This is a genomic window from uncultured Dokdonia sp. (assembly GCF_937910895.1).
Taxonomy (GTDB): domain Bacteria; phylum Bacteroidota; class Bacteroidia; order Flavobacteriales; family Flavobacteriaceae; genus Dokdonia.
In genome coordinates this window covers 15174-34405 of record NZ_CALEMI010000015.1, presented here as the reverse complement: position 1 = coordinate 34405, position 19232 = coordinate 15174, and the positions used below count along the sequence as shown (strand labels likewise).

Below are 19232 nucleotides of genomic sequence, written 5' to 3'. Positions count from 1 at the left end.
AAGTTTCGCTGAATTTTCATTCCTCTTTCGATGACTCGCCTTTTTATCATTATGTCGACTAGACATTAATTTTTACTAAAAAGACTAAGAAACGTTGTTTAGCGCTTTACCAATAAGGGTATTACCTTCTAAAATTTCAAAAGTGGTGTGGTGTGGAGCATCGTCGTATAATGACCTAACGAGTGTTTGGGCTACGTCATCTCTACTTATAGAACCGCTACGATTTAGGCTTTTTTGAAGATCAATCGTACCAGTCCCTTTGTCATTAGTTAAAGTTCCTGGTCTAACAATAGCGTAATTAAGACCACTTGTTTTTAAATATTCATCCGCATTATGTTTCGCTTTCAAATAGTCTTGTAAATCGTCTGCTTTTTCAGGATGGTCTGCTCCCATAGAACTCAACATGACAAATTTCAAAACACCATCTACTTTAGATGCATCCATTAATTTTTTTGCTCCTTCTTGGTCAACTTTAACTACGTTTTTTCCACCAGAACCTGCAGCAAACACCACCTTATCAATCCCTTTGGTGGTGTGAGAAACTTCTTTTTCTAAATCGCCTAAAACGGTTTGGACTCCCATATCTTCAAACTGCTTTATTTGGTCTTCTTTTCGAACCATAGCTATTGGATTGAAGTACTGAGAACTTTTAAGTAAAGTAACTATTTTTTTTCCTGTAGTGCCGTTTGCACCTGCTACTAATATGTTTTCCATTTATATTTTTTTCAAATATCCAACTAAACTTCAATTCCTTTTGATGTATACACACTAATTCTTGATCCATTTAATCCTTTAGGAAATATTTCTGAAAAGATGGCAAGAGCGATACTCAAATGTGAATAAGAGAAATAATGAAAGTACAATACCGTATCCTATAGAAAGCCTTAGTCCAGTTCTCTAAAGATACATCCTATTTTATTTTTTGATAGGTATCGTAAGCGACTTGCGGAACTAGAAAAGATTAAAAAGTAACTTCCTGCCAACAAAAATTTTCCTAGCCTGTAAAATTTGGATTAAATTAGCCTTAATGAATCCCACCTTCCTTCAGACACCTATCGACTACCTCAAAGGCGTTGGCCCGAACAGAGCCGATCTGTTGCGTGCGGAGTTAGGGATTCATACCTATCAAGACCTCATCCATCTCTTTCCCAATCGATATATCGATCGGACGCGGTATTATACCATTTCAGAATTAGAACGCAATAGTGCCGATGTACAAGTGATCGGGAAAGTGACGAGTTTAAAAATGATTGAGGGAAAAGGGAGACGTCTCGTCGCAACTTTTAAAGATGATGGAGGTACTATGGAGCTCGTTTGGTTTAGAGGTCAGAAGTGGATTCGGGAAAGTATCAAACTCAATACGACTTATGTGATATTTGGAAAAACTAATTATTTTAATGGGAGTTTTTCCATGCCGCACCCCGAAATGGAACTCCTCGCCGATCACGAAAAAAGTTTGCGAAGTGCCATGCAACCCGTCTATCCAAGTACAGAAAAATTAGGCAATAAAGGCATCACCAATAAGGTGGTAAACACCCTCATGCAAACGCTCTTTCTAGAAGCCAAAAATCACCTACATGAAAGCCTCTCAAAACCCATCATTGAAGCCTTGAAATTAATGCCTAAAAATCAAGCGCTTTTTAACATTCATTTTCCACAATCACAAGCTGATTTAGCAAAGGCACAATATCGCTTAAAATTCGAAGAATTTTTCTATATTCAACTGCAATTAGCATTCAAAAACCGAATGCATAAAACCAAAATAAAAGGCTATCCCTTTGAAAATATTGGAGCTAATTTTAATACCTTCTACAACGAACATTTACCCTTTGAATTAACAGGTGCTCAGAAAAGAGTTCTTAAAGAAATTCGTGCTGATTTGGGCTCTAATGCGCAAATGAATCGGTTGTTGCAGGGAGATGTAGGATCTGGAAAGACCATTGTCGCGCTATTATCAATGTTAATAGCCCTTGACAACGGATTTCAGGCTTGCTTAATGGCACCGACTGAAATTTTGTCAGTCCAACACTATAACGGATTAGCTGAATTATGCAAGCCATTGAATACCAGAATCTCATTACTCACAGGTTCAACCAAAACTTCAGATAGACGTAGTATTCATGAGCAACTCGAAAATGGCGAATTAAACATCTTAATTGGTACTCATGCCTTGCTCGAAGATAAAGTGAAATTTAAGAATTTAGGACTTGCGATTATTGATGAGCAACACCGTTTTGGTGTCAAGCAGCGAAGCAAGTTATGGCACAAAAATGAGTACCCACCACACGTGTTGGTGATGACAGCTACTCCTATTCCGCGAACGCTTGCGATGACTGTTTATGGAGACCTCGACGTGTCCGTTATTGACGAACTTCCACCCGGTCGAAAATCGATTAAAACAGTGCACAGATATGATGCCAATCGGCTTAAAGTTTTTGCCTTTATTCGGGACGAAATTAAGAAGGGCAGACAGGTCTATATTGTGTACCCATTAATCCAAGAATCGGAGGCGATGGATTACAAAGATTTGATGGATGGATACGAGAGTATTTCAAGAGAATTCCCGCTCCCCAAGTATCAGATTTCCATCGTACACGGGAAGATGAAAGCTGCCGATAAGGAGTATGAAATGCAACGCTTCATTAAAGGCGAAACGCAAATCATGGTCGCCACCACCGTGATCGAAGTCGGCGTGAATGTGCCGAATGCTTCGGTAATGATTATTGAAAGTGCAGAGCGTTTTGGATTGAGTCAGTTGCATCAATTACGAGGGCGCGTGGGTCGTGGTGCGGAGCAAAGTTATTGTATCCTGATGACCAGTTTTAAGCTCTCTAGTGACTCTAAAGTCCGTTTGGAAACGATGACACGCACCAACGATGGTTTTGAGATCGCAGAAGTCGATTTAAGGCTTAGAGGCCCTGGAGATATCACCGGTACACAACAAAGTGGAGCCTTACATCTTAAAATAGGCGACATCATTCGGGATAATGATATCCTGAAAATTGCTCGGAGTTACGCATGGGGAGTGGTGAAGGATGATCCCGCTTTCGCGAAAGCGGAAAACCAAATTATCCGATTCATGTATGCACAAATGGTCAAATTTAAGAATATCTGGAGTTTTATAAGCTAAGTCTAGCTTTATACACACCTATTCACCTGTTTACTTCTTACTATGTTTTAATTGAGCAATTTTAGATTCGTAATAGTAAAGTAGTAAATGGTAACTTACGAATTCATTTTTTCTACTTTTTGTCCTATACAACCTATTGAGACTCATGTGTGATAAGCTAAAAATCAATTCTCCTCGATATTCAGAACTTAATTCTGAATTTACTATTTCCTGCATGGATTGATGCGTATTCTCTTTTTTGTAAGAAACTATATCAATCAATGCTTGATGCGCTGCATTTCGTGTTAAAAAACTATTTATTTCACGTTTATTGTTACGATACTTCAAACTGAGTTGTCTTTTAAGAAACTTATCGTAACTCATTTCATCACTAAAGAAAGTGATGTATTGTTCCATTAGGTCTTTTTTCTCTTCAATAGTTAAGTTAAATGCATCTAGAATGTCCTCTATAATTAACAGTCCTGTCAACCAGCGAAGACTTTGATTGCCTGCGTTTTCAATATGCTTTAAAACACTTACAATCATTTCACTATCATGACAGAAAACAGTTTCAGCATGATCAATTTTTTGTATTCCGTATCTTTCTAATTCTCTTACATAGGTATCTGTTTGCAATTTCCACACAAAATCCTGTTGAATAAGCGCTGAAAACAATACGTTCATATCTTTAATAATTAGAGTAAGATTCTCTTTGTCTGAAACAAGAAATCTAACTCTAAGGTGAAATTCAGGATCATAATATCGTATAAAAAACCACTTCTCTATATAATTTTTACTTTTCCAAGTATTAATTAATGGCATTAAGTGGTCAGTAAGTAGTGTGTCTGCAAACTTAACGCCTGTATATATTTTAAAAAAAATCCATTCATCACCTAAAATGAATACCCGTTTTGGAATTGAACTCATCAATAAATATTTTCTATTGTATTACATCTTTATAAAATGAAAAGACAAACTCATTAACATAGTTCTTGTTCTCATCATCTTTACATATTGCATTTCCAGAGAAAAGAAATTCTTCTAGAAGAAAAGCATTTTTAGTTTTCACTAAACTGAGTAGCATTTTTATACTAGACAGGTTACTCAAATTTATCAGTAATTTATTATCTCCTTCTGCTAGATAGACCATATCAGGAAGTTCATGATCGTCTATAAATGTTTTTGTTTTTTGAAGAAGAAGGTCATCATCTTCTTCTTCAAGTAGCGATTTCATTTTATCTGATGTAATTTTCCATTTAGCAGAAGATAAAACAATGTTCTTATAAATAATTCTAGGAAAGAACGTTCGCACATTGGATAATCCATCCCAATTAAATACTAATATATTTCTTTTATCTAGGGATTGCATATCACATAAGAAGCGATAAGCAGGAAGGGTACTTTGGTTAAAACTATGTGCAGTAGTTAGTTTTGGACAAACCTCTTTATTATATTTCTTTGATCTAAGAAATATGCGATTATTTCTGATTGAAATTAAAATATCACTGACAGGAATCTGATAGTTATTTTCTTTTGTTGATCTTGACAAGAAAGGTATTTCATAAGTACGTAATGAAGGTCTCATTAAAACATTACCTAATCTATCTTCGGGCAAGTGTACAATCTCTGCTAAAATTTTATCTGGATTTAAATCATCTTCAAAATTTATAATTTCTTCCACAAATTGCTTTATACTATTGTCTCCATGACAGAATCTACCAAATAGGTTTCCTGCGCTTGATCCTGAAAAAAAATTTAAAAGTACTTGATATTTGTCTTCTATATTAACAATTTGGGCAATGGTAGAAAAGGTATCTGGAAGGTCTAACCAATTACCGTCTATTGAAGGAAGGTCTTCTTCTTTAATTTCTATAATTTTTTTGGCTGTTTTATCGGCTTCAATAGCTTTATTGAGAAGCATCATATCAAATGACGACAAAGTAGTACTAGAAGATGTTTTTGAAGAGTTCCCAAAGACAATATCGTCAATAAGTTGGTTAACGTCTCCTTCTCCAGAATTAGCTGGATATCCTAGTCCCATTTCTTTATCAAGCACTAAAGCTAAAGGAACTTCTTTTGTTTCATATCTATCGTAAAATGCTTTTTTAAAACTCGATAAATTTTCGTTGGTATTTTGATTTTTTAAAGTAGCAATTTTATTAATTGCTATGAGACCTTCATCTATATCTTTTTTAATTTCTTTTGATAATGTATTGTGAGAAGTTCCTATTTTAAGGTCTGTTTGAAAAACGAATTTTTCATCAATCGTAATCCCTAGACTATCTAGCAATTTTAATATTTCATTATAAATAGCGATGCTATTTATAACGTTACTATCCATTTCATTTAGCTTATCCTTTATAGAACTAAGTGTCTTATATAGTGGTGTCGAATCATCTATTTGACTTAAAACAGATAAGATATGATCTAAGTTTTCTATTCCAGAGACCGTCTGCTCTATCTCACCAACTAAAATCTGCTCATCTATTAATTCTGTAATAAATTCTTTTGCATCTTCAAACGTTATTTCGGGTGAAACAAGAATTTCTGAAAGTTCGTTTATTTTTTTTCCATCAGAACAAAAATCGATAACCTCCTTTAAATAATCAGAAGCCTCTACTTCTATTAATTTATTTACTAAAATTAATTTTTTATTGTATTTAGCTTCAATAAATCGTACTAAGTCTCCTATTTCATACAAGCTATTATTAGGATAAAACAATAGATGTTCTCGTACTGAAGGAATTTCTTGTATATGTTTAACTATGATTCCTGTTAAATTCATATCCAACCTCGTGTGTCTCTTATTTAAGGAATTATTGCGTCTAATAGTATTAGACGTATCAAAAACACCTATACAGCAACCTGAAAACAATCCGAATGGAGTTGGTCTTGATGAAATTCTAGATAAATATTTTAAAAAAGAGTTTCGTATTTTACCTTTTGTATCGGGATTTTTATCTTGCGACCATTTTTTAATCTCTTTAAAAAGTATTGGTGATGCTAAATAAATAGATTCCTTCACTAAAGGGTTAGAAAATAATTCTTTTAATTGATCATCTGAAACCATTTTTTTTTGAGTGAGTTCAATCAGAAAATCTATGGGTAAAAGAGGTGTGCGCAACACATACGTGTCAAAAGTTTTATACATAAATTAGTTAGGATTTTTTTCAGATTCTATCAACTCTATTCCTTTAACTATATATTGATCTTTAATAAAGTCTGAAGTCGATTCATGAACCTGATAATCTATTTTTAAACCATTTCTTTGAGCTCCAGTTCCATCTGGATAAAAAGCGCCTAAACTAGTAAAGTTTACATTTGTTTGATCTGGCATTGTAAATGTTGCAATATTCATTACAGAACCTGCTGTACTTTCTCCAATAGTTGTACAATTAGGTGAAGCTTGTATCGCCATCCCAATATATTCTGCTTTACTTTGTGTTGTGTGATTTACTAAAAGAATGATTTCTCCCTTATAATAATCTGAATTCCTGCTACCACTCATAAAAGGATCTTTTATAAAATTAAGTGGCGCTTCATCAAATTGTACCATAGATGGTCTATCCTGAATAGGAAAAAGTACCTTTATAAATCTTCTTCTTTCAGGATAAATATGTTTTGTTATATCATCTTCCGAAATAGTCTTAGGATAATTTCTTAAATCAATTATGATCCCTTTTGTTGTTGAAAATTCTTTAAAGGCATTATCTAATTCTTTTTTTGTGATGGAAGCCAAACTAATATACCCTATATCAGGCTTAATAAACTGCCATTTATTTTCAATACCTGAAGTAGATTTTAATGAAACATAGTCTTCTACTTCAAAATTTTCATAAAGATGAAGATATTGAGTTTTAATAGTTTTATTTTTCTTCTTTATTTTAACTTTAATAGAATCACTTGGGTTAAAAAATAGCCAACGCGTCCATTTTTTCAAAAAAACGTTATTTGATGTTGAAAGTATTGGTTTTATCTTTTTTGCAAGACTCGTTTTAATATCATCATTCTCAATTTCAAGGATTTGATCTCCTAATTCAATACCATCTCTCGCTGCTTGTTTTTTATTATAAAGAGCCGTAATTACTAGCGTATCATTCACATTTCTTACACCAAAGGAAGGTTTATATTTGAATAAAGAATCATTTACTACTGGTGATACGTAGTATGCATGAGAATCGTCAAGAGATGCAATTAATGTAGATTTTAATATTTCAAATTCCAATTTAGAATGATCATATATAAAATTTTCAATATAACCATCTAATAGCTCATACCAGTTATCATCCATCAAATATTTATTTACGTAATGATACTGTATGCAGCTCCAAAAACTAAAAAGCAATAATAATCTGTGGCTTTTAATTTTATAATCAAATTCTTTTACCCCCTTTTCATTTTTAAAAGTAGGTATATTACTAAGTCTTCCTGTTGAAACATAAAAATCATTAATATTTGTGTTATCTCTTAATGCTTCTAATTTTTTAGTTAAGCTTTCATCAAATGGGTATGAATTAATCCATTTATAATCATAATTATTTTTTAATAACCCCTCCTTTTCACTAGCACGTTTAATCTTTGACTCCTTTAATGAAGAAATAAAATTGAACAGAAATGTATTGAGATCTTTTTGAGTTTTTATTGCTCCTAAAAGATCAATATTTTCAATAAATACTTGATCCCAATCATATTTACCGTTACTTACTTCTGAATGGTGATATTTTAGTAGCCCCCAAACAAGACCAAATTGTTTGTATTTTGATATATCGCTGACTTCTTGTTTCTCTGAAGCAGAAATATTTAAGGTTGAATAAAGAAATACAATTATGAAAATATAGATACTTTTAGACATCATACAATTATTAATATTTTATCATGAGCAACTCCTCTGATATTGTAGCACCTGGATGTAAAAATTTAAGATAACTTACTAATAAACCAGCAAGTCCTTCTAAAATTGAAATATTTTTTTCGTCAGAGTTTTCAATAACAAATCCGTAATTAACATATCCTTCTGGCTGTGTATTATCTTTTTTAATTAGAGTTTGCTCTAGCCAGTATGTGGCGGTTTTCCAAAAAACATCTTTCCCAGTTATATCATATACATTATTAAATAACAAAGCAATTCCGCTAGTCCCGTGGCAAAACCCTGCGTCTATGATAAAGCCTTCTTTGTCATACGTTCTAGTTGCAACGTGTGCTAATTTATCCACGATGATGTCGTAGTATTTTTTATTATCAATGTGTTTGCTAGCCATCAACAAAGTGTATAAAGTACCTAAATCACCATAACACCATCCTAATCTAGAATTTGAAGGCTCAAAAGAGTTTGCATCATAAGCATCAGCTTCTATTTTCAAAGGATAATAACAATAGATCTCATCGGTAATTTCTTGTGAGTTATCTAGAAAAAAGCCTATTGCACTGTCTATAATTTCTTTAATTTCTTCGTTCTCTGGTGTTTTTGACAATACCTTAGTGAGAAAAAAGATATTTGCTCCCATTCCGTGAGCATTCCCCAAGTCTATAACCGACTTGTAATTATCGTATTTATCATATTTTCTCCAATACACATAGCCTTCTTCGGTTCTGAAAACTTTACTCATTATTATTTCTGTGATTTTATCTACTCCAAGAGTATGTTCTCTCTCTAAGAAATAAAGTCCTAATCCTACCAATCCGTGTAAAATATCCAAATTATCTTGTTGGTAAAATTCTTCTATATGCTCAAGAAGGATATCATCAATATCATTTAAAATCTCATCAATATCATTTAATAAATCTCCATCATTCTCGTCTATGAAATCATGGCTTTTTAATTTCAATAAAAAAAAACCATATCCTGATAGACCATCACAATACGTAGAGGTGATGTATTCACTGTTCTCAAGAATTTTGAATGTGTTTTGGAGGTATTCTTTTAAGATTTTTTTCTGGCTGTTGTTCGTAGAAGGCTCTACTTGGAGATAGTCCAATAACGCCAATGTAACTCCAGGGAGACCAGAAAGAATACCAATATGATTTGAATTTCTGTTTACTTTTATTTTATCCCAAGAAAACAAGTAATCAGAAATAAGTTTAATTTCCTTTTCTATATTTTCTTTTACGGAATCCGTTAACTTTTTCAATAAATTAAATTTGAGTGTATGAACAGTATAAATTAAAAAAAAGAGATATTAGTAAGATAAATATCTTCCTAACATCTCTTTAGATTTTATCTATTGAATTTCAATTTCTGGTGGTCCAAATGTATCATTTGGTCTACAGCCAGGTTGCATTCTACATGTAACTCCAAGACCTTCAGACGCAGGAACGCAAGGTTTTTGGCTACAACATAAAAAACCAGTACAATTAGAATAAGACGTAGTTCCTCCTCCTTTAATCGAAGCTTGCTGCTCATCTGTTAAAACAGAAACCACTTTTTTCTTAAGATTTAATTTACTCATAATAAATAATTAGTTAATATTGATTAAAGGCTTTAATATGCCAAATAGAATCAATAAAACCAAACATTTTTAATCATTTTCAACGTCAGAATAAAAAAAATACTAAGCCAAAACAAAAAAAACATTTTAACAGAAACTAATATCAACAATATTTAGGTAGAAAAAGTTTTAATTAACATTTTCAATTGTCTCATCTCCACCTGAAAGAGTGCTACAATCTTGCATTCTACACGTTGCTGCAGGACCATCCGTTAGCACTACACAAGGTTTTTGATTACAGCAGAGGAAACCAGTACAATTAGAATAAGAGGTTGTACCTCCACCTTTAATTGAAGCTTGTTGTTCATCTGTTAAAACAGATACTACTTTTTTCTTAAGATTTAATTTACTCATAATAAATATCAGGTTATATTAATTTAAGCTCTTAATGTAAAAAAATGAGCACATATAAAAATGTAAAATCAAGATTAATATTTAATTTATTATTGTGAATTGAAAGCAAAGATTTTTCAACTTGAGACGTGATCATAAGATCCTGAAAATTGCTCAGAGTTACGCATGAGGTGTAGTGAAAGATGATCCCGCTTTCGCGAAAGCGGAAAACCAAATCATCCGATTTATGTATGCACAAATGGTCAAGTTTGAGAATATCTGGAACTTTATAAGCTAAGAACTACTCCAATACCACGAGATTCCACGGGAAATAATCGACTTCAAGATTGATAAGTAGTTCTCCTTCATTAGAGAATTTTGCGATCCCTCCTACTTCATTCCCAACAGTATCTAGGTATCGATAACCAATCAACCAAGCTTCTAAATTAGCAACATACGTAAAGGTAGTCCGTACGACACCTGTCCATTCATTCTCATCAGCAAGTGAGGTCAATTCTGGCGTGATATCTACAAAAGTAGTTTCTTGAGAAGCGATGTCATATATGGATGGAAAATCTTCGACAACTGCAGGTTCTGATTGCATAAACGTATAATAAAGTTTTCCGTTGACAACCTGTTCTGAACCCTCCAAAAACCGATTGAAAGAAGAAGGTCCTGTTTCTAGTTGTGTGAAGGTTGTCGCATCATAACGCACATAAGTGTTGTTGCTTAAAAAGGCGTAAAAATCATTAGCATCGCCAAAAACAAGTCCGAAAACATGAACACCAGCCAGCACTTCTAGATTGAGCATCTCAGCATCATCGGTATTTACAACAACCAGCGTTGATTGCTGTCCGCCACTCGAACTCGTTTGATTTTCGTAAAAGACCAATCGGTCATTGCGATAGACAGGAATACTATTTTGCGAGAGGGCACCTATTTGAAGATCAGACACAACACCTGTATTCAAGCTAATCACACGAAGTCTAAAATTATCTAATGCATTTGAGTCATTATAGCCAGAAAACACTTCTTGTTCAGAATTAATCGTCCAACTGCGAAATTCGGTATCAGATTCATCAAAAAAGTTCATTCCAGAAACGACACCTCCTGTTCGTACATTTTTTAACCAGACCATATTCCCTGCATACAAACCTGCGACATCTCCTGCAATTTCTACGCGTTGTATATTAGGGCTAATACCATCTAGTGCGGCTACATCTGAAAAACTTCCCATCTGATCAAAGGCAGTAAATTGATATTGGAACAACTCAGTATCTTCTGAGAAATTAAAAAATGAAAAATCTGGAAACTCGGTAGAGGTATCAACAGATGTAATAACATCATCAGTATCTGAACAACTGTATAGCAAAACAGTACACAACATAAGGGTATAGATAAAATACCTCATTCGCTTTTTTTTTAGAAAGATACTCAAAAAGCAGTTGAATTGTACGATTTGAAACAAAAAAAGCCCGTATTTACAGGCTTTTTAAGATTGTATTGTATGTAAGTTTAATTGATGTCCTCCCCTTTTTTTAACATATCAATATTTGCTTGTACGTTTGCTTTTGATGCTGGGTTCGGTGCATTTTTCAACGCTTTTTCAAGGTACTTAATCGCTGTTTTATAATCACCTTTAGCTGAGTACACTCTTCCTAAACCGTACTGCGTAGGCCATATATTATTATTTTTCTTGGCGTTTTCTTTAAATACCTTTTCCGCTTGTTCAAGATTCTTTGTAGCTATTAACTGTCTTCCATATTGATGTGCTTCCAATACAGTTGCTTGATCAAGCACGCTTTCCATTTCTGCCATGGCTTCCTCTGGTTTTCCCATTTGATTTAAAATAGCCGATTTAATCTGTGCATTATTAAATGTTTTTTGACTAAAGAACCAACCACTTTGTGCATTATTGATCCAGTCTAACGCCTTCTCCATATTTCCTACACTAAAGGCATATTGCGCTGCGTTTTCCCAAGCTAGTCGATTAAATCCTTTTCCATCTCTTAGCGTGTTACTGATGTCGTTCATTACAATGGAGGTCACATCAAATTCAATTTTAAAAGGAATTGCTTTCTTCTCCCATTGTAAGGCAACCGTTGCTGAATTTACATCTACAGCCGTAAACTGATAGGTAAGTAATTCTGTATGTTCGATTTCTTTGGTAGTCACTTTGACACGCAACGCATCTTCTTTTTCATCATAAAAATAACTTCCCCAAGAGGTAGAAGTATTTGAGAATATGATGGTGGCTGTATTGTCTTCGGCGAGTGCTATGTGCAACCCGTAAGTCCCCGCTTTGATAGGTTTTCCCTCTACAGTCGCATCATTTGATAATGTAATCACGGTATTCTCATCGGCTCCAGCACGCCATGGTGCTGCAGTTGACGTTCCAAAACCAAGATTTTGGAATCCATAATGTGCTAATGGAGTTCCCCAAATCTTACGACCTCGTACACTAGGTCTGGAGTATGTAATGGTAATATCTGAAATTCCTACCGTTTGACTCACGGTTGCTTTTTGACTTGTTGCAGGGGTTTTGATTTGTGCTATACTGTCAATACTAAACACAAAAAAGCAGATGATTGCACAAGCAATCCATGGTTGTATATGTTTCATTTGTAAGGTTGTTTTGTTTCTGAAAAGATACAAGATAGTCTTATATCAAAATGTTAGCTTCCTGTTAAACCTGAATTATCTATTAGAACTTCGTAATGCATAATGCGGGTTAAGACCTACTCAGCCAATAATTTTTTAACATACTGATCAAAATCTGTTTTAAAATCAAGAAACTTCTGCCCCGTTGCGGCACCGTTAAATCCTGTATGAATACGGCGAACCTTTCCTTTTTTATCTATAAAAATAGAGGTAGGATAGGAAATAATATGATTGAGCATTGGGAGTTTTTCTTGTGCTAATTTTTTATCCTCACTGCCATGCTGAGCTAATAAAATAGGATACGAGATACCCAATCGGTTTTTTAGACGCTGTATGCTTGTAAACGCTTTTTCTTGGGTAGGTGCATACTCAAAAGCAAGTCCTATAATTTCAAAATCAGGGTTAGGATTTTGCTTGATGTAGTCTACATAAAATTTAGATTCTTCGAGACAATTCGGGCACCAAGAGCCTAATATCTGTACAAGCACTACTTTATTTTTATATCGCTCATCATCAAGAGACACCATCGTACCATCTGCATCTGGAAACGTAAATGCGAGTCCGTCATATCCTTCTTTGATATAAGTTAAATCTTTGGCGTCTGGAAGTTCGTAGTTTTCATTTCGCTTGGCGCGAAAGGGTTCTTTCCAGTGATTCCCACTATAAAAATATCCTTGTAGCGTACTGTCGGTGGCGGTGGCGGTAAACAAAAAAGCATGCGCTCCATCAAAGGTAGAAAGCTGTAACTGATCACCATCAATCACGCCTTCTAAAAACCGATAATCTCCCGTTGTGGTTCTAAATGTACCTGTGACATTCCGTCCATCTTGCCTAAAGATTCCTTTGGCGATGTAGGTGTCTTCTGGACCGTTTTCACTAAATACTGTTTCCCAATTGCCAGTGATAGTAGTGGTAGGTTTTTTTCCGCTCCTGCCTGCCGGCGAGGCAGATTCGCGCCCACCTACTCGGTTGGCAGAAAAGCGTACACCGTCTCCATATATCATTTGAAACGGAACGACACGATCTAAACTAGGTTTGATAAAATCACCTGTAATCTGCTTGCCATCATCGCTAAAAGTTCCTTGAAAATATCCTTCAAATACAGGCGTTTGAATCCGAATCTCTTTTCCATTGATTTCGATTTCGTCAACGGTAATGCGTTCTTCTGCATTTTGAATCACAAGTGTTTCGTTGTCTTTTACTTCAAAAATAAAAGGGAGTTGTTTATCGTCTTGAACGTCTAAGGTCGCTCGCCAAAAACCAGTGCGGAACGTTGGGCTTTTTGTTTCGCACGAAAGTGCAGATAGACATAACAGAAGAAGTAAAAGTTTTTTCATAGCAAGATGTGGGATACTAAAGTCTGTAAGATTCCAAAGTTCCTTACAAAATGCTACTAATATACCGCAAAAAAAATCGCTTAAAGACGAATCTCTAAGCGATTTTTAAAGTGATATGCTAAATCTATTGTTTTATAAACTTCTTGCTTATAGCACGTTGCCCATCGTTGATCTGTATCACATACATCCCTTTACGCACCCCTGTAATGCTCGTCGCTCCACTGAATGTATTTTGAGTTACCGTCTGACCTAGCAGATTATAAATTGTATAATTAATAACTCTACTATCTGCCATTTGGATACGTAGCATATCATCTTGTTGTGCCAATTGGACATCAAAAATAGCCGCTTCAAATCTTAATTGTCCATCGGTTTTAATGGTAGTTGTGGTCACTGCATCTCTGTTGGCACTGATCGTCACGCTATAGTCTTCTACTTCTCCATACGAAAAGGTTTCGCAAGGTGTTGAATCACCATTCCACTTCATAGCTACACGCATTCTGGTCGTTCCTTCTAATGCACTTGTAGGCACCGTAAACGTATACGAAAGGTTCCCCGTACTCGATGTCGATCCTGTGACTACTTTTTCAGACGTGTCAAAGGTTCCGTTTTGGTTAAAATCAATCCAAACGCCCCAATTCTCTGTATAGGATTGTCCAGAAAAACCAACGCTTAATACAATAGAATTGGCTCCATATCCAATCACACCCGTTTGGTTGGTGAAGTCAACATAACCTCCATTTGCTCCTGTAGCATTAGAAATCCCACCTACGCCTACAAAATCGATATGTTCATAACTCGCATTGTTTCCTCCAGAAGTACAGTAGTTAAAAACGGTAGCATCTGTAGTCACTGTGACTGTATTACTCACATTAGAAACATTGGACGCCGCATCTTTTGCACGAACGCTAAAGGTATAATTTGTCGTAGGACTGAGTCCGCTTACTGTATAACTCGTTGTTGTTGGGTTGCCAATGACGGTGCTTCCTTGATACACATCATAACTGGTTACACCTACATTATCTGTTGCGGCATTCCAAGAAAGCATCAATGTTGTTTCTCCTACGTTTGAAGCGGTTAAGCTTGCTGGTGTTGTAGGTGACTGTGTATCGGCTGCAGGAGCTGTACTTCCTTCTACCGTATGTGATCCGAGGCCACTGCTGGTATTCGACGGAAAGCTATCCCATTCTGACGTCAGGTATGTTGTAGAAGGCGACACTACCGTTGCTTTTCTTCGTAAGGTTATGTCTTTTGCAAAATTGGCACTTCCGCCATTAAAGGTTCCGATGATGTCAATAAGCACTCCATTTTTGAATAAACCAACAGCATCATTTCCGTTAAAACTAATCACTGTGTTTGTGGTTGTGGTATTTGCTGCGCTTGTAATCGCAGCAGTTGCTGAGCTATGCGCAAGTACATAAACTCCTTCATTATTTAATGATCCACTTAATGAAAAATCAGCACTCCAACCGCCTGCTCCATTGGTTTGTTTTCTTAATGAATACTGAGATAAGTTGATAGCTGCTCCTGTAAAGTTGGCAATTTCTATCGCTTTATTAAAAGAAGATCCTTCGATATATTCAGAAAAGAACAGCTCTGATGCTGCAGAATCTCCAGGGTTTCCAGGATTTCCTGTGGTATCACCAAATCGATCTTCGGCTTGTACACCTCCCCATATTTGAGTAGCAAAGGCTGGATTATCTATATAAGGATTTCTATTTCCTTGAATTCCTGCTAGTACTTCGTTGCGCGTATCTTCAAAAGCATTGACGGGATCCTCTACATTCCATTGCAGAAACAGGTCAATCATATTGGCATCACTCGCCACTGCATTTCCGATCCCTACATTAGAAGGCAAACAACGGTTATCATAGCGGATGTACATATAGAGCATCATACGTGCAACATCGCCTTTCCATTCATCGCCAGGATAAAAATGACCTTGTGCGGTGACGCCTGCATTTCCAGCACCTGCAGCATACTTACGATTACTTCGTTGTGCGTTAAGTTGGATATCACTTGGACGAATGTGGTGCGCATCGGCTCCTGGGCCTGTAGTTCCTAGATTGGGGTTTCCTAATGATTTTGGGTAGGCATGTTCCCTGTTCCACTCTCCTGAGCCTCCTCCATTTAAGTTTTTGTTTCTTGATCTGTCAGTGAGGGTATTTCCGTCCGTATCGTCATATCCGTAGATCAATAATACATTATTAGAGTTTGTTGGATCTAGATCGGCAACTTGCAATGCTTGCCATACGCCAGGCGTATAACTTAGAAATGTAGTGTGTGTTTGTGTGACTTTTGTAGACAATTCAGTCTGTAACGATGATCCTTGTAGTGTTAAGTTGACATCATCATAATAGGATGGTATCTGGCTGTAGCACATGGAGGCTACACAAAATAGTGCTAGAAATAGTAATGCTTTTTTCATAAAAATTATGTTTGGGTTTATATATTTCTCAAATATAAAGATTCCAATCTAAGCTACTTATTACTATATTGTTATCCCTATATCACGTAGCGAATCTAGCAGAAAAATAATGCTATTCCTATGCGTGCATACTACAAGCGAGTTAGGATACTAACACAATAGACGCAACTATCTAAAAATTAATAATATACATTAGAATTGGTTGTTCATAATTCTTTCTTCAGAATTATTAAAAATATCTATTAGATAGTTTTACGACTTCTTTGTCTACTTAGCATCTTATTCTATCTTTGTCAACTTATTAAATTATTATTTTAATTCATGAAAATATCCTATAACTGGCTTAAACAATTTATCAAAATAGATTGGGATGCAGAAAAGACTGGAGAACTCTTAACAGATTTAGGTCTTGAAGTAGAAGGAATCGAATCTTATCAAAGTGTAAAAGGAGGACTTGAAGGTGTTGTTATTGGACACGTACTTACTTGTAAGCAACACCCTAACGCAGATAAACTTAAGATTACCACGGTTGATATAGGAGAAGATACACCTGTTCAGATCGTATGTGGTGCTCCTAATGTTGCCAAAGGACAAAAAGTCCCTGTTGCTACCATAGGTACTACACTATATACAGAGGAAGGAGAAGCGTGGACTATTAAAAAAGGAAAAATACGCGGCGAAGAATCACATGGAATGATTTGCGCCGAAGATGAGTTAGGGCTAGGAAAAAGTCACGATGGGATTATGATATTAGATAGCAGTCTAGTTCCTGGTACTGCTGCTGCCGAAGTATTTGAAATAGAAAATGATCAGGTATTTGAGATCGGACTTACACCCAACCGTGCAGATGCGATGAGTCATTTAGGAACTGCTCGTGATTTACGTGCAGGACTGATGCAGCAAGATATTACTCCAGAGCTAATTACACCCTCTAACTCTTCCTTTAAAATAGAAAACAGGCTCAATAAAGTAGATGTTAATGTTATGGATGGAGAACGAGCTCCAAGGTATGCAGGGCTTGTGATAAGCGGTCTTAAAGTGAAAGAATCCCCAGCATGGATTCAGCATCGATTAAAAGCAATAGGATTAACACCTATCAATAATATTGTAGATGTTACTAATTATGTCTTACACGAATTGGGGCAACCGCTGCATGCATTTGACCTTTCAAAGATTAAAGGCAATAAAATAGAAGTCAAAACCGTAGAAAAAGGTACAAAGTTTACCACCTTAGATGGTGTTGAGCGTGAGTTACACGAAGAAGATTTGATGATCTGTGACGAAGAAAAACCGATGTGTATTGCAGGAGTTTTTGGAGGAATGCATAGCGGAGTTACAGAAGGTACGACCGCTATTTTCTTAGAAAGCGCGTATTTCAACCCAGTCTCTATACGTAAAACAGCAAAACGTCACGGACTTAACACAGATGCTTCTTTCCGTTTTGAAAGAGGGATTGATCCTAATATTACTGATTACGCATTGGTAAGAGCGGCTGTTTTATTACAAGAAATTGCTGGGGGAGAAATTACGAGTGAGGTTGTAGATGTGTATCCTAAAAAAATTGAAGACCAACAAGTCTTTATGAATTTTGAAAATGCCACAAAACTTATAGGAGAAGAGTTGCCTAAGGAACAGATTAAAGCCATTTTATCTTCTTTAGAGATTAAGATTAATAATGTGACTGAATCTGGTTTAGGAATGACCATTCCTGCCTATCGTAATGATGTTACCCGTGAAGCAGATGTGATCGAAGAAGTATTGCGTGTATATGGATATAACAATATTAACTTTGGTAATAAATTGAATGCTACGATAGCCAACTCTTCTAGGTTTGAAGATCATAAAGTACAAGATGTCGTCGCTAACCAACTGGTTGCTCAAGGCTTTTATGAGATTATGGCAAATAGCTTAACCACGCCTAGTTATGGAGACTATTCTGAGTTATTACACCCAGAGAACAACGTCACTATGTTGAATCCGCTAGGACAAGAATTAAGTGTCTTAAGAAGATCCATGCTATTTTCTGGACTAGAAGCCATTTCTTATAACAACAACAGGAGGCGTTCTGACATTAAATTCTTTGAATATGGTAAAACTTACCACAGCTATGAATCTGGTACCGTTGAAGATAAACATCTTTCTCTTTTTGTTACTGGAAATCGTCATGCAGAGCATTGGAAAGGAACGAATGATACTACTGATTTTTTCTACCTAAAAGGAATTGTACAAGCAGTATTAGATCGATTAGGAATTAATAGGGGAAGAACTGCCACTGTTAAAAATGATATTTTTTCTGAAGCCGTGGGGATTCAATTAGGAAAAACAAAATTGGTAGAATATGGCGCTGTTAAAAAGTCCATTCTTAAAAAGTTTAACCTATCACAGGATGTGTTTTATGCAGATTTTAACTGGGATAACATCATAGAGGTTGCCAAACGAAATAAAATCAAATTTCAACCAATCCCAAAATATCCATCTGTACGTAGAGATTTTGCATTATTGCTAGATACTTCAACTCGATTTGAAGAAATCCACACGATCGCAAAACAAACCGAAAAGCAACTCCTGAAAGACATTCAATTATTTGATGTGTACGAAGGGAAGAATTTACCCGAGGGTAAAAAGAGTTATGCGGTAAGTTTCTTATTACAAGATGAGCATAAAACGCTTACGGATAAGCAAATTGATAAGGTCATGAGTAAACTACAACAGCGCTTTGAAAAAGAATTAGGCGCGAGTTTGCGATAACGTATTCTATATTTTATAGTCAGCCCTGTTTTTAAATAAGCGGGGCTTTTTGTTTCACGTTCATAAAAGCGAAGGGCTGGTATGATTGTGTATTGACATATATCGTAAAACTACGTATCTTTAAAATAAAA

General features: G+C 35.5%; 13 protein-coding genes. 2 read left to right on the top strand and 11 right to left on the bottom strand.

Translation table 11 applies throughout. The features are described from left to right. Nucleotides 1–84: 84 nt before the first annotated feature. Nucleotides 85–714, bottom strand: coding sequence for an SDR family oxidoreductase (locus Q0505_RS01330; RefSeq protein WP_299207959.1), 630 nt, complete (start codon nucleotides 712–714; stop codon nucleotides 85–87). 313 nt (nucleotides 715–1027) lie between these two features. Here Q0505_RS01330 and recG point away from each other — a divergent pair, with 313 nt between their 5' ends. Next, nucleotides 1028–3130, top strand: a complete 2103-nt coding sequence (recG, locus tag Q0505_RS01325) for an ATP-dependent DNA helicase RecG (RefSeq protein WP_299207957.1) — start codon at nucleotides 1028–1030, stop codon at nucleotides 3128–3130. A gap of 30 nt (nucleotides 3131–3160) precedes the next feature. On the opposite strand, the gene Q0505_RS01320 is transcribed toward recG, so the two are convergent. The 10 genes from Q0505_RS01320 to Q0505_RS01275 form a co-directional block, all read right to left on the bottom strand. After that, nucleotides 3161–4036 carry a thiopeptide-type bacteriocin biosynthesis protein gene (locus Q0505_RS01320; RefSeq protein WP_299207955.1) on the bottom strand — a complete coding sequence of 292 codons (876 nt, stop codon included), beginning with the start codon at nucleotides 4034–4036 and terminating at the stop codon, nucleotides 3161–3163. Between the two features lie 13 nt (nucleotides 4037–4049). Then, nucleotides 4050–6179: a lantibiotic dehydratase family protein gene (locus Q0505_RS01315; protein ID WP_299207953.1), complete on the bottom strand. Its 2130-nt coding sequence runs from the start codon at nucleotides 6177–6179 to the stop codon at nucleotides 4050–4052. 84 nt (nucleotides 6180–6263) lie between these two features. Beyond that, the gene (locus Q0505_RS01310; protein ID WP_299207951.1) at nucleotides 6264–7961 is read right to left on the bottom strand and encodes a S41 family peptidase; all 1698 of its coding nucleotides are present in this window, start codon (nucleotides 7959–7961) and stop codon (nucleotides 6264–6266) included. A 10-nt stretch (nucleotides 7962–7971) separates the two neighbouring features. Beyond that, nucleotides 7972–9237 carry a lanthionine synthetase LanC family protein gene (locus tag Q0505_RS01305; RefSeq protein WP_299207949.1) on the bottom strand — a complete coding sequence of 422 codons (1266 nt, stop codon included), beginning with the start codon at nucleotides 9235–9237 and terminating at the stop codon, nucleotides 7972–7974. Between the two features lie 90 nt (nucleotides 9238–9327). Beyond that, complete coding sequence (locus Q0505_RS01300; protein WP_299207947.1) at nucleotides 9328–9555, bottom strand: class I lanthipeptide; 228 nt, start codon at nucleotides 9553–9555, stop codon at nucleotides 9328–9330. 168 nt (nucleotides 9556–9723) lie between these two features. Next, nucleotides 9724–9948, bottom strand: coding sequence for a class I lanthipeptide (locus Q0505_RS01295; RefSeq protein WP_299207945.1), 225 nt, complete (start codon nucleotides 9946–9948; stop codon nucleotides 9724–9726). A gap of 280 nt (nucleotides 9949–10228) precedes the next feature. Further along, nucleotides 10229–11338 carry a hypothetical protein gene (locus tag Q0505_RS01290; protein ID WP_299207943.1) on the bottom strand — a complete coding sequence of 370 codons (1110 nt, stop codon included), beginning with the start codon at nucleotides 11336–11338 and terminating at the stop codon, nucleotides 10229–10231. 104 nt (nucleotides 11339–11442) lie between these two features. After that, entirely contained in the window at nucleotides 11443–12549 is a 1107-nt protein-coding gene (locus Q0505_RS01285) for a DUF2911 domain-containing protein (protein WP_299207941.1), read from the bottom strand. A 116-nt stretch (nucleotides 12550–12665) separates the two neighbouring features. After that, a complete protein-coding gene (locus tag Q0505_RS01280) occupies nucleotides 12666–13925 on the bottom strand; it encodes a TlpA disulfide reductase family protein (RefSeq protein ID WP_299207938.1) in 1260 nt (419 codons plus the stop codon). 124 nt (nucleotides 13926–14049) lie between these two features. Next, nucleotides 14050–16353 (bottom strand): endonuclease, encoded by a 2304-nt coding sequence (locus tag Q0505_RS01275; RefSeq protein WP_299207936.1) that lies wholly within the window; start codon nucleotides 16351–16353, stop codon nucleotides 14050–14052. A 321-nt stretch (nucleotides 16354–16674) separates the two neighbouring features. Between Q0505_RS01275 and pheT the strand changes: the two genes are divergently transcribed. Beyond that, entirely contained in the window at nucleotides 16675–19101 is a 2427-nt protein-coding gene (gene pheT / locus Q0505_RS01270) for a phenylalanine--tRNA ligase subunit beta (RefSeq protein WP_299207934.1), read from the top strand. Nucleotides 19102–19232: the final 131 nt, after the last annotated feature.

Bases quoted from the DNA above. Each gene is read 5' to 3' on its own strand.
- Q0505_RS01330 (WP_299207959.1), bottom strand. From the start codon at position 714: ATGGAAAACATATTAGTAGCAGGTGCAAACGGCACTACAGGAAAAAAA.
- recG (WP_299207957.1), top strand. From the start codon at position 1,028: ATGAATCCCACCTTCCTTCAGACACCTATCGACTACCTCAAAGGCGTT.
- Q0505_RS01320 (WP_299207955.1), bottom strand. From the start codon at position 4,036: ATGAGTTCAATTCCAAAACGGGTATTCATTTTAGGTGATGAATGGATT.
- Q0505_RS01315 (WP_299207953.1), bottom strand. From the start codon at position 6,179: ATGGTTTCAGATGATCAATTAAAAGAATTATTTTCTAACCCTTTAGTG.
- Q0505_RS01310 (WP_299207951.1), bottom strand. From the start codon at position 7,961: ATGTCTAAAAGTATCTATATTTTCATAATTGTATTTCTTTATTCAACC.
- Q0505_RS01300 (WP_299207947.1), bottom strand. From the start codon at position 9,555: ATGAGTAAATTAAATCTTAAGAAAAAAGTGGTTTCTGTTTTAACAGAT.
- Q0505_RS01295 (WP_299207945.1), bottom strand. From the start codon at position 9,948: ATGAGTAAATTAAATCTTAAGAAAAAAGTAGTATCTGTTTTAACAGAT.
- Q0505_RS01290 (WP_299207943.1), bottom strand. From the start codon at position 11,338: ATGAGGTATTTTATCTATACCCTTATGTTGTGTACTGTTTTGCTATAC.
- Q0505_RS01285 (WP_299207941.1), bottom strand. From the start codon at position 12,549: ATGAAACATATACAACCATGGATTGCTTGTGCAATCATCTGCTTTTTT.
- Q0505_RS01280 (WP_299207938.1), bottom strand. From the start codon at position 13,925: ATGAAAAAACTTTTACTTCTTCTGTTATGTCTATCTGCACTTTCGTGC.
- Q0505_RS01275 (WP_299207936.1), bottom strand. From the start codon at position 16,353: ATGAAAAAAGCATTACTATTTCTAGCACTATTTTGTGTAGCCTCCATG.
- pheT (WP_299207934.1), top strand. From the start codon at position 16,675: ATGAAAATATCCTATAACTGGCTTAAACAATTTATCAAAATAGATTGG.